The sequence below is a fragment of the Methylobacterium sp. J-030 genome (assembly GCF_022829545.1).
GTDB lineage: Bacteria > Pseudomonadota > Alphaproteobacteria > Rhizobiales > Beijerinckiaceae > Methylobacterium.
Map to the genome: position 1 here is coordinate 1 of NZ_JAKSYM010000316.1, position 10,858 is coordinate 10,858.

13 protein-coding genes are annotated in these 10,858 nt (G+C 71.0%); 6 read left to right on the forward strand and 7 right to left on the reverse strand.

Annotation, left to right across the window (positions count from 1 at the left end):
* Positions 1–42: 42 nt before the first annotated feature.
* On the reverse strand, positions 43–1,437 hold the full coding sequence (locus MKK75_RS23825; protein WP_244044990.1) for an ATP-binding protein: 1,395 nt from the start codon (positions 1,435–1,437) through the stop codon (positions 43–45).
* Positions 1,438–1,995: 558 nt separating this feature from the next.
* Here MKK75_RS23825 and MKK75_RS23830 point away from each other — a divergent pair.
* Genes MKK75_RS23830 through MKK75_RS23845 form a run of 4 tightly spaced genes read left to right on the forward strand, consistent with a single transcriptional unit; the run spans position 1,996 to position 4,625 of the window.
* Positions 1,996–2,319 (forward strand): XdhC family protein, encoded by a 324-nt coding sequence (locus MKK75_RS23830; RefSeq protein WP_244044991.1) that lies wholly within the window; start codon positions 1,996–1,998, stop codon positions 2,317–2,319.
* Positions 2,319–3,020 (forward strand): XdhC family protein, encoded by a 702-nt coding sequence (locus MKK75_RS23835; protein WP_244044992.1) that lies wholly within the window; start codon positions 2,319–2,321, stop codon positions 3,018–3,020. The genes MKK75_RS23830 and MKK75_RS23835 overlap by 1 nt, the downstream gene beginning before the upstream one ends.
* The gene (locus MKK75_RS23840; RefSeq protein WP_244044993.1) at positions 3,017–4,045 is read left to right on the forward strand and encodes a molybdopterin-binding protein; all 1,029 of its coding nucleotides are present in this window, start codon (positions 3,017–3,019) and stop codon (positions 4,043–4,045) included. Before MKK75_RS23835 ends, MKK75_RS23840 begins: the two co-directional genes overlap by 4 nt.
* Positions 4,038–4,625 carry an NTP transferase domain-containing protein gene (locus MKK75_RS23845; protein WP_244044994.1) on the forward strand — a complete coding sequence of 196 codons (588 nt, stop codon included), beginning with the start codon at positions 4,038–4,040 and terminating at the stop codon, positions 4,623–4,625. Before MKK75_RS23840 ends, MKK75_RS23845 begins: the two co-directional genes overlap by 8 nt.
* 4 nt (positions 4,626–4,629) lie before the next feature.
* On the opposite strand, the gene MKK75_RS23850 is transcribed toward MKK75_RS23845, so the two are convergent.
* Together MKK75_RS23850 and MKK75_RS23855 are read right to left on the reverse strand one after the other, a co-directional pair.
* On the reverse strand, positions 4,630–4,803 hold the full coding sequence (locus MKK75_RS23850) for a DUF2256 domain-containing protein (RefSeq protein ID WP_244044995.1): 174 nt from the start codon (positions 4,801–4,803) through the stop codon (positions 4,630–4,632).
* A 9-nt stretch (positions 4,804–4,812) separates the two neighbouring features.
* Entirely contained in the window at positions 4,813–5,994 is a 1,182-nt protein-coding gene (locus MKK75_RS23855) for an OpgC family protein (protein ID WP_244044996.1), read from the reverse strand.
* Positions 5,995–6,222: 228 nt separating this feature from the next.
* Here MKK75_RS23855 and MKK75_RS23860 point away from each other — a divergent pair, with 228 nt between their 5' ends.
* Positions 6,223–7,170, forward strand: a complete 948-nt coding sequence (locus MKK75_RS23860; RefSeq protein ID WP_244044997.1) for an NAD-dependent epimerase/dehydratase family protein — start codon at positions 6,223–6,225, stop codon at positions 7,168–7,170.
* Positions 7,171–7,185: 15 nt separating this feature from the next.
* On the opposite strand, the gene ettA is transcribed toward MKK75_RS23860, so the two are convergent.
* The 4 genes from ettA to MKK75_RS23880 form a co-directional block, all read right to left on the reverse strand.
* Positions 7,186–8,838 carry an energy-dependent translational throttle protein EttA gene (gene ettA, locus MKK75_RS23865; RefSeq protein WP_244044998.1) on the reverse strand — a complete coding sequence of 551 codons (1,653 nt, stop codon included), beginning with the start codon at positions 8,836–8,838 and terminating at the stop codon, positions 7,186–7,188.
* Positions 8,839–9,016: 178 nt separating this feature from the next.
* Positions 9,017–9,313 carry a hypothetical protein gene (locus MKK75_RS23870; protein ID WP_244044999.1) on the reverse strand — a complete coding sequence of 99 codons (297 nt, stop codon included), beginning with the start codon at positions 9,311–9,313 and terminating at the stop codon, positions 9,017–9,019.
* Between the two features lie 13 nt (positions 9,314–9,326).
* Positions 9,327–10,220 carry a DNA/RNA non-specific endonuclease gene (locus MKK75_RS23875; RefSeq protein ID WP_409567606.1) on the reverse strand — a complete coding sequence of 298 codons (894 nt, stop codon included), beginning with the start codon at positions 10,218–10,220 and terminating at the stop codon, positions 9,327–9,329.
* On the reverse strand, positions 10,211–10,465 hold the full coding sequence (locus MKK75_RS23880; RefSeq protein ID WP_244045000.1) for a hypothetical protein: 255 nt from the start codon (positions 10,463–10,465) through the stop codon (positions 10,211–10,213). Before MKK75_RS23880 ends, MKK75_RS23875 begins: the two co-directional genes overlap by 10 nt.
* A 201-nt stretch (positions 10,466–10,666) precedes the next feature.
* Here MKK75_RS23880 and MKK75_RS23885 point away from each other — a divergent pair.
* Positions 10,667–10,858: 1-deoxy-D-xylulose-5-phosphate synthase N-terminal domain-containing protein (locus MKK75_RS23885; RefSeq protein WP_244045001.1), on the forward strand; the 192-nt coding region annotated here is incomplete at its 3' end.

Below are 10,858 nucleotides of genomic sequence, written 5' to 3' on the forward strand. Positions count from 1 at the left end.
GGTCGAGACCTTGCGTAACCCGGGATTCCGGGCCGAACCGGCTCAGGCCGGGACCCGGACCGTGGCCCGCAGGCCGCCGAGCGGGCTGTCCTGCAGCGTGATGTCGCCGCCATGCGCCCGGGCGATGTCCCGGGCGATGGCCAGTCCCAATCCGGAGCCGCCGGCATCCTGACGGGCGTCGTCGAGCCGCACGAACGGCTTGAACACCGCCTCGCGGCTCTCCGGAGGGATCCCGGGACCGTCGTCGTCGATCGAGACGAGGAAGGCCCGGGCCTCCAGCCGGCCGGAGATCGCCACCGTCTCGCCGTAGCGTGCGGCGTTGGAGGCGAGGTTGAACAGGCAGCGCCGGAAGGCCCCCGGGCGCACGGTGACCTCCGGCGCGCCGGCGAGGTCGACCTCGGAGACGTGGGTGCCCAGCCGCTCCACGTCGGTGCGCAGGTCCTCCAGCAGGGCGCGCATGTCGGTCGGCGTGGCGGGCTCGGCCGAATCGCCCCGCGCGAAGGCGAGGTAGCCTTCGAGCATCCGGCTCATCTCGTCGACGTCGCGGCTGAGATCCTCGATCTCGTCGGTCTGCTCGATCAGCGCCAGGGAGAGGCGGAAGCGGGTCAGGATCGTGCGCAGGTCGTGGCTGACGCCGTTCAGCATCGCGGTGCGCTGCTCCATGGCCCGCTCGATGCGCCGCTTCATCTCGATGAAGGCGTGGCCGGCCTGCCGCACCTCGCGGGCACCGCGCGGCCGGAACTCGATCTCGCGGCCCTTGCCGAACCCCTCCGCGACGGCGGCGAGCCGCAGGATCGGCTTGATCTGGTTGCGCAGGAACAGGATCGCCACGCCGAGCAGCACCAGCGAGGAGCCGATCATCCAGACCAGGAAGATGTGCGAGTTCGACGCGTAGGCCTGGCTGCGCCGGGCGGTGATGCGCATCACCCCGTCGGGGATCGCCACCCGGATCTCGATCAGGTTCGAGCGGCCGACCGTGTCGATCCAGAACGGCCGGCGGATCTGGCGCTGGATCTCGTCCGAGAGGGCCTCGTCGAGGATCGAGAAGAATGGCCGCGGCCCCGGCGGCGGCAGCTTGGCCCCTTTCAGGATGTCGAGGTCGAGGTTCAGCCGCTCCCCGGCGATGCGCGAGAGGGTGTCGGCATCCTTGTCCTGCGGATAGCTCTCGTAGATGTCGATGAGGGCGGCGACATCGGCGGTGACCGCCGCCGACAGGCGCTTGGTCACGAGCTGCCAGTGCCGCTCCATGAAGGTGTAGGCGATCACCGACTGGAGCAGCACCACGGGCGCGATGATGATGATCAGCGAGCGGGCGTAGAGGCCCTTCGGCAAAGCATCGCCGATCGCCCGGCTGACGCGCTTCCACAGCCGGCGCGGCGCGGAACGGGGCGGGTCGGCGCGCAGCGCCCGCGCGAGGGCCGGGTCGGGGGCGTTCATGCGCGCGTGCGCCGGTGGGGCGGCCGTGGGACTGCGATGTGCAGCGGGACTTGATTGGGATGAAGCGATGGAATCCGCGCATCTCCCTTCCCCCTCTGTGGGGGAGGGTGGCCCCCGAAGGGTGTCGGGTCGGGACGAAGCCCCGCGAGGGGGGAGCGACGGTGCAGGACGAAACTATGCCCGTCTTGAAGGCGGCGCCCTTGTCTGAACCCGGGTTCCCCTCTCCCAACCCCTGCTGACGCAGGGGCCACCCTCCCCCGCAGAGGGGGGAGGGGGATGCGGCAGCCGCCGGCTCGTATCATCCTGCGCACGGATTGCGGCTGCGCCCTGCCGAAGCCGTGCGCTTTCGTCCCGATCCGCTCGCGTGGGTTCGACAGGCCGGGCATGGCTCGGGGGCCGTCTCCGCTCTAGGGTTGCAGCCACAGAGTAGGGAAGCCGGCCGCCCCGCGCCATCCCTTCGTGATGGCACCGTCCCGGGGGCCGCGCCTTGCACCGCGCCGTCCGGGCCATACCTGTAGGATGCGGGGGGCACCCGCCGGCCGAAGGCGTTTCGAGGCCATGCTCAGCACCGATACCGACATCCTCTCCGCCGCCGAGTCCTGGCGGCGCGACGGCCGCGCCGTGGCGCTGGCGACCGTCATCGAGACCTGGGGCTCGGCCCCGCGCCCCGTGGGCAGCCACCTCGTCGTCGACGGCGCGGGCAATTTTTTGGGCTCCGTCTCGGGCGGATGTGTGGAGGGTGCGGTGATCACCGAGGCGATCGAGGTGATCGAGGCCGGGGCGCCGCGGGTCCTCGAGTTCGGCGTCGCCGACGAGACCGCGTGGCGGGCCGGCCTGTCCTGCGGCGGCCGAATCCGGGTCTTCGTCGAGCGGGTCGACTGATGCGCGCCGACCTGCTGTCCGCGCTCAACGCCGAGCGGGCCGCGCGCCGGGCCGCCATCCTGGTCACCGACATCGCCGACGGCGCGCAGCGCCTCGTGCGGGAGGCGGAGATCGCCGCCGATCCGCTCGGCCCAAGCCTCACCAAGCATCTCGCTTCGGCCAGGAGCGGCCTCGTGGAGGCGGACGGGCGCAACCTCTTCCTCACCGTCCATGTGCCGCCGGTGCGGCTCGTGGTGATCGGCGCCGTCCACATCTCGCAGGCGATGGCGCCGATGGCGGCCGGGCTCGGCCTCGCGCCGACGGTGATTGATCCCCGCACCGCCTTCGCCACGCCGGAGCGCTTTCCGGGCGTCGAGCTCGTGGCCGAGTGGCCGGATGCCGTCCTGGGCGCCCGCGTGCCGGCCCTCGACCGCTACTGCGCGCTCGCCGCCCTGACGCACGATCCGAAGATCGACGATCCGGCGCTGAAGGCGGCGCTCACTGCCGAGTGTTTCTACGTCGGCGCCCTCGGCTCCCGGAAGACCCATGCGGCCCGGGTCGCCCGCCTCACCGAGGCCGGGTTCACACCCGAGCAGATCGGCCGGATCCGCGCGCCGATCGGGCTGCCCATCGGGGCGGTGAGCCCCGCCGAGATCGCGCTCGCCGTGCTCGGCGAGGTCGTCGCCGCCCTGCGCCGCGTGCCCCGCCCGGAGGTCGCGTGAGGTTCGGTCCCGTCCCGGTCGCGGAGGCGGCCGGGCTGATCAGCGCCCACACCATCCGGCGCGAGGGCGTCATCCTGCGCAAGGGCGCGGTGATCCCGCAGGATCTGACGGCGGACCTCATCCGCTCCGGCCTGTCGGAAGTCGTGGCGGCCGCCCTCGAACCGGGTGACGTCGGCGAGGACGCCGCCGCCGCGCGCCTCGCCACGCACCTGGCCGGCCCGAGCCTGCGCGTGGAGGCCCCGTTCACCGGCCGCTGCAACCTCTTCGCCGAGACCGCGGGCGTGCTGACCCTGGACCCGGCCCGGATCGACGCCGCGAACGCGGTCGACGAGGCGGTCACGGTGGCCACGCTCCCCCGGTTCAAGCCCGTGGTGGCGGGCGAGATGGTGGCGACCGTCAAGATCATCCCCTACGCGGTGCCGGGCGCGGTGCTGGAACGCGCCTGCGCGGCGGCCGGACGCGGTGCGCTCGCGGTGTCGCCCTATCGCCGCCGCCGGGTCGGCGTGGTCTCGACCCGGCTGCCGAGCCTCAAGGAGACGACGATCGACAAGACCCTCCGGGTGCTGGCCGAGCGCCTCGCACCCGCGGGCGCCGCCATCGTGGTCGACACCCGGGTGCCGCACGCGGCCGGGGCCGTCGCGGAGGCCCTGGCGGGGGCGATCGACGGTGCCGGGGCCGATCTCGTGGTTTTGTTCGGCGCCTCGGCCATCGCCGACCGGCGCGACGTCATCCCGGCCGGGATCGGGGCCGCCGGCGGCCGGGTTCTGCATCTCGGCATGCCGGTCGATCCCGGCAACCTGCTGCTCGTCGGCGACCGCGGCGGCATCCCGGTGATCGGTGCCCCGGGCTGCGCGCGCTCGCCGAAGGAGAACGGCTTCGACTGGATCCTCCACCGCCTGCTGGCCGACCTGACCGTGACCCGGGCCGACATCGTCGCGCTCGGCGTCGGCGGCCTGCTCATGGAGATCGTCTCCCGGCCGCAGCCCCGCGCCGGGGGCGAGCCGGTCGGCGAGGCCGATGCCTGAGATCGGGACGATCCTGCTCGCCGCCGGCCGCGGCACCCGGTTCGGTCCGGAACCGAAGCTGCTCGCGCGCCTCGACGGAAAACCCCTGGTCCGCCACGCCGCGGAGGCCGGCCTGGGCGCCGGGCCGCGTCCGGTCATCGCCGTGCTGGGCGCGCACGCGGATGCGGTCCGGGCGGCGCTCGACGGTCTCGACTTAGTCTCCGTCGAGAACCCCGTTTATGCCGCGGGCCTCGCCACGTCGCTGCGGGCCGGCCTCGCGGCGCTGCCGGGATCCTGCACCGCCGCCGTGGTGGTGCTGGGCGACATGCCCCTTGTGACGGCCGCCCATATCGACCGCCTCGTGGCGGCCTTCGCGGATGCGCGGCCTGAGCCGGCCGCTGTGGTCCCGGTGCAGGACGGGCGTTCCGGGAACCCGGTGCTCCTGAACTTGCGCCGCCTCGGCGCCGACATCGCGCAACTGCGCGGCGACCATGGCGCCGGGCCGCTCCTCCGGGGCCGGGCGGACGTGCTGGAAATCCCGGGCGACGCTGCCACGGGTCTCGACATCGACACGCCGGCCGCGCTCGCCGCCCTGACCTAACCGGTCAGCCCCCCGCCTCGGTATACCGGCGCGGCGTGCGGGCCTCCGCCCGGCAGCGGTCCGAGCAGTAGCGCACCTCGTCCCAGACGCGCGCCCATTTCTTCCGCCACGCGAACGGCTTGCCGCACTGCTCGCAGACCTTCTGCGGAAGGTCGCCCTTGCGGCGCATCGGCGGCATCGTCCGTCCTCATCTCTCCACCCGGCCGCCGGCTTCCCTGTGCCGCGCCCGCGTATCCAGCAGATGCGCGAGCCCCAGCATCACCGCGAGGCCGCCGCCATTGACCGCGATCTGGAGCGGCCATGTGGCGTCGAACGTCCTGTAGAGGATGCGGCCGATGAGCGCCGCCAGGCAGCCGGCCGCGAAGATCTCCAACGAATGCCGGCCGCAGGCGTCGATCGACCGGAGCCGGCGCGACCGGCAGAGGCGCGCCACCGCGGGTGCGCTGAGGAACAGGTACATCAACGCGAGGATGTCGAGCAGGCGCAGGGGGCCGACATGGCTCTTGTCGGGCGCCTCGATGGCGAGCGGTCGGAGATCCGGCAGGCCCCAGTCGGCCCAGGACCCGCCCTGCAGCAGCGCGAAGCCGAGATAGGCACCGGCCGCCGCCGCAGCCCAGTTGCGCCAGGGCAGCAGCCCGTCTCCGGCTCGGACCACGAGCGCCAGCGCGGCCCCGATCACGAACAGGAACTGCCATGCGAACGGGTTGAAGTACCACCCGTCATCGACCGCGGCGGCGTTCGGCAGGTTGAGCTGATGATCGACGTTTGCCACGAGCCACAATGCGCCGGACAGCACCAGCGCCCACCAGACGCCGCGCCGTATCCCGAGATAGACGAGCGGGAACACGGCGAGCAGCAGGATGTAGAGCGGCAGGATGTCTAGGTAGTTCGGCAGCGCGTTCAGCGCGAGCCCGCGCAGCAGGCCGGGCACGAGGCCCATCTGCAGCAGGGGCGCGACCCCGAAGCGCGGCGTGAGCCCGGTAAGATCCATCCAGATCCGGACGATGATCAGCGTGGCGATCAGCAGCCCCGCCTGGAACAGGTAGATCCGCAGGCAGCGCCGGGCGATCCGCGCCAGCGCCTTCCAGGCTCCGGCCCGGCGGAACAGGCCGCCATAGGCGATCATCGACGAGTAGCCGGCGAGCAGAACGAAGATCTCGGCCGCGTCCGAGAAGCCGAAATTGTGCAGCGTGAACAGCGCCGGGGCGTTGCGCGGGATGTGATCGATGAAGATCGTCAGCAGCGCGAGCCCGCGCAGCACGTCGACCCGCGCATCCCGGATTGGCTTCGCGGGACCGGTCGAAGGCGCAGCGGCCGGGCGTGGGACGTCGCTGGCGGCCGGACCTTCGCGATGGTCGATGCTCGTCAAATCAGGTCATCATCGGGTACGCCGCGGTCGGAGATGGCGCTAGAATATCGCAGTGCAACGCGACCGCTGCCGGAGACTGCGCCGATCACGCGTCTTTGTTCACCGTCGGACGGATGCAGGCCGCTGATGATGCCCGGAGCGAGGCCTGTCCGATGCCGCGCGGGGGCGATATAGACGCGGCGGATCGCATCCGTCCGTCAGCGACGGTGTTGGGCAGGGGCAGGGTTCATGCGCGTCCTCGTCACCGGAGCCGGAGATTATCTCGGCCGCCGCCTACTCGAGGCGTTGCGGCGGGACTTGCCATCCGACAGCCGCATCCTGGGCATCGACCGGGCGCCGCAACCGCCGCTCGACGGCGTGACGTTCCTCGTCGTCGACCCGTTCGATGCCGGCCGGCTCGCCGCGGCGGTGGCGGCGTTCGATCCGACCCTGGTGTTCCACCTCGCGGCCCTGGCCTCGGTCGCGCAATCGAGCGAGACCCCGTCCTATGCCTGGCGGGCGGATCTCCTCGGCACCCTGAACCTCGCCGAGGCGCTGGCGAAATCGGGCGCGACCCTCGTGTTCCTGAGCGCGAGCGTCGTCTACGGCGAGGCCTTCCGGGTCCGGCCGCGCCCGGACGAGGGCGTGACCCCGCGGCCCGACACCATCTCGGGGCGGACCAAGACCGCCTGCGAGTACATCCTGCGCGACGTGCTGGCGAATGCCGGGGTGAAGCACCTCGTGCTCCGGCCATCGAATTACATCGGGCCGGGGCAGGCCGAGACCTTCGTCGCCGCTTCCCTGGCCAGCCAGATCGCCCGCATCGAGCGCGGGCTCGCGCCCCCGTACCTGGAGGTCGGCGACCTCTCTGCGGGACGCGACTTCTTCGATGTGGCAGATTTCACCGCCGCGTGCCTATGTCTGACCGAGCGGCTCGCGGATCTGCCGGATGGCAGCATCTACAATGTCGGATCGGGCACCGTGACCCCGGTCTCCGGGATCCTCAATGTGTTACGCGATAGGACGAACGCGACCTTCACGGTCCGGGTCATGCCCGACCGGGTGCGGGACACGAGTACCCGCGCCCAGGGCTGCGATCCGGCGGCCTTCATGGCGGCGACGGGCTGGAGGCCGGTCATCCCCCTCGAGCAGAGCCTGTCGGTGATCCTGGCGGAGGCGCGGGTGCGGCTCGGGTGATCCGGCCGCACCGCTTCAGCGCGAGAACCGCTTGTACTTGATCTTCTTCGGCATGATCGAATCGGCCCCGAGCCGCCGGACCTTGTCGGCCTCGTACTCGGAGAAGTTGCCCTCGAACCACTCCACATGGCTGTCGCCCTCGAAGGCGAGGATGTGGGTCGCGATCCGGTTCAGGAACCAGCGATCGTGGCTGATGATCACCGCGCAGCCGGCGTAATCCTCCAGCGCGTCCTCGAGGGCGCGCAGGGTCTCCATGTCGAGGTCGTTGGTCGGCTCGTCGAGGAGCAGCACGTTGGCGCCGCCCTTCAGGGTCCGGGCGAGGTGCACCCGGTTGCGCTCGCCGCCCGACAGGGTGCCGACCTTCTTCTGCTGGTCGGGCCCCTTGAACGCGAAGGCCGCACAATAGGCGCGCGAATTGATCTCGCGCTTGTTGAAATAGATGATGTCGTTGCCGCCCGAGACCTCCTGCCAGACCGTGGCGTTCGGATCGAGGGCGTCGCGCGACTGGTCGACGTAGCCGAGCTTGACCGTCTCGCCGATATCGATCTTGCCGCCGTCCGGCTTCTCCTGTCCGGTGATCATCTTGAACAGGGTGGTCTTGCCGGCCCCGTTCGGGCCGATCACCCCGACGATGCCGCCGGGCGGCAGCTTGAACGAAAGGTCCTCGATCAGCAGCCGGTCGCCGAACGCCTTGTTGAGGTGCTCGAACTCGATGACGTTGTTGCCCAGGCGCTCGTCGATCGGGATGACGATCTGGGCCGAGGCGTCGACCTTCTGCGCCTGCTTGGCGACCAACTCCTCGTAGCGGGTGATGCGGGCTTTCGACTTTGACTGGCGCGCCTTCGGGGAGGCGGCGATCCATTCCTGCTCGCGCGCGATCGAGCGCTGCCGGACCATGTCCTCGCGGCCCTCCTGCTCCAGGCGCTTCTGCTTCTGGACCAGCCAGGCCGAGTAGTTGCCCTCGTAGGGGATGCCCTTGCCGCGGTCGAGCTCCAGGATCCAGCTCGTCACGTTGTCGAGGAAGTAGCGGTCGTGGGTCACGATCAGGATCGCGCCCGGATACTGACGCAGATGGCCTTCGAGCCAGTTCACCGTCTCGGCGTCGAGGTGGTTGGTCGGCTCGTCGAGGAGCAGCAGCTCCGGCTCCCAGAGGAGCAGGCGACACAGCGCGATGCGGCGGCGCTCGCCGCCCGAGAGGGTCGCGACCGGCTGCTCGTCGCTCGGGCAGCCCAGCGCCTCCATGGCCTGATCGATCTTCGAATCGAGTTCCCAGAGGCCCAGCGACTCGATCCGGTCCTGGAGCTCGGTCATCTCGTCGGCCGTCTCCTCCGAGTAGTTCATGGCGAGTTCGTTGTAGCGGTCGAGCATCGCCTGCTTCTCGGCCACACCCTCCATCACGTTCTCGCGGACGCTCTTGTTCGGATCGAGCTGGGGCTCCTGCGGCAGGTAGCCGACGCGGGCGCCCTGGGCCACCCAGCCGTCGCCGGTGAAGTCCTTGTCGAGGCCCGCCATGATCTTGAGCAGGGTCGACTTGCCGGAGCCGTTGATGCCGAGCACGCCGATCTTGGCGTCCGGGTAGAAGGACAGGTTGACGCTATCCAGGACCTTCTTGCCGCCGGTATAGGCCTTGGTCAGGCCCCGCATGTGATAGATGAATTCGCGAGCCATCGCGGAAATCCTCGGCGTGGTGTGCGGGGTGCGCGGTGCGTGCCAGCGGCACGGGGCAGGCGCGGGGCCCATCCCCCGTCCTGTACGCACGCCCCGACGATATAGGAATCACGCTGTTCGACTATCAGGCCCGCCGGGACGCGGCAAGGATGCCGGCTCGGTCTCCGCGCGGCCCCGCTCAGGCGAACGGGTTCGGGACCGATTTCGGGGCCGCCTCGGGGGCTTCGGCCAAAGCCTCGGGCAGTTCCTCGCCCTCCAGAGCCTTCACGATGGCGTCGAGCGTCTGCTTGAGCAGGCGCGCCTGGGCGAGGCCGATCTTGTCCCGGGTCAGGTCGAGGGAGCCGTGCAGGGCGATCCGGTCGGTTCCGTTCTCGAAGCAAAGGGCGCCGATATTGCGCACCCGGGCATCGTCCGCGAAGGGCGTGAAGGCGTCGGGCGGGGGCTGGGCTTTGGCGCGGTGTTTGTCCTCGGGCATAAAAAAATCCCCCTCAGAAGATCGCGTGCAGCACGTCGCGGACGAACTTGCGCAGGGCGCGGTGGAGTTCGCGCTGGAGCCAGTCCTGCCACGTCGGCTCGTGGCGGGGGTGGCGCTCCTCGGCGCGCGCGGAGCCGTGGGGGTCCGGAAGCGTCATCGCGGTGGCCCGGGCGCCGGCCGGCAGCCCCGGGAAGGCGTCGATCCCGGCTTGGCCGCGCAGTTCGTCGATCGAGACCGCGTGCCAGTCCCGGGATTCGTCGTTGCGGGCGATGTAGGCGCCGGCCTCGCCGCTCGCCGGGTCGTAGAGCGCCTTGAACAGCTGGGTCGGCACCAGCACGCCGCCCTTGATCTGCTGGACTGCGTCCCCGGAGAAGATCACCCCGGTCACCACGAAGATCGAGCCGCGCCGGGTCGCGAGCCGCCGCGTGCTCTCCTCGATATCGGCCCAGAGGCCGCGATTGAGGACCCGGTTCTGCGGCACGATGTTGGCGAGGCTGAAGGATTCGGCTTGGGCGCTCAGCGTCGGCATGTCGCCCGCCGGCGCGAGGTGGCCCCGGTCGTAGCCGCTGCGGACGTAATCCTCCAGCGCGGCGCGCTCATCCGCGGGCAGCCGGGTCTCCTCGTGGAAGGAATCGTCCCGGGCCACCGTCCGGGCATCGGCCACGCTGGCGCGGGTCAGATGCTCCGCCGCGTAGAGCGGCGTGCGCGTCACCCCCGAATGGAGCACCGCGAAGGCCTCGAAGCAGAGCGGAACCGTGCGCGCCGCGAGCTTGGGGTTGGTCAGGACCGGCGCCTGCCCGTCGGCGAACAGGGCCGGGCAGACCTCCGCGGCCGGCGCGGCCGGGGCGGAGACCGCGATGAGGACCAGGGCCGCGGCAAAGCGACCCCGCAGCGGGCTCACCAGCACACGCGCACCCGCCGCACGCCCTCCGGCGTCGGGCGGTCCCGCCACGCGCAGGGGCGGCCGAGGTTCCCCGTGAAGGGCCGCGCGTCGCGATCCGGGCCGCCGGGGGCGAGCCGCGGCGGGCAATCGCCGAGGAAGTTGCAGAGGAAGTCCAGGTTGCCATCCAGCGGTCGGGGCTCGGCGTAAGCCTGGCTGTTACCCGTAATCGCCAGCGTGAGCAGGATTGTGCACAGACGAGCCGGACTCAAAGGCGGACCTCTTGTGGCGGTGAGGGCACGTAACTGAAAAAAACGACGCCCTGACATTGATCGGGGCGCCGATCATCCGTAACTGGCACTATCATGACAGCGGCGGACGGGCGGGTTCTAGCATGAACGCGGACCTCCGGGTGCCTGCATCGCGAGGGCCGAGGGCACGCGAAGCGGCCGTCGCCACACTCGAACGAGCGGATGCGACCATTGGCGATATCACCTGAGCAATCGGCGTTGCTGGATCGTGTCCCGAACCCGGCCGCGCTGCGGCGTCTTTCCGAATCGGAGCTGCCGGCGGTGGCGGAGGCGGTGCGCGCCGAGATGATCGACGCGGTCTCGATCACCGGCGGCCATCTCGGCTCGGGGCTCGGCGTGGTCGAGCTGACGGTG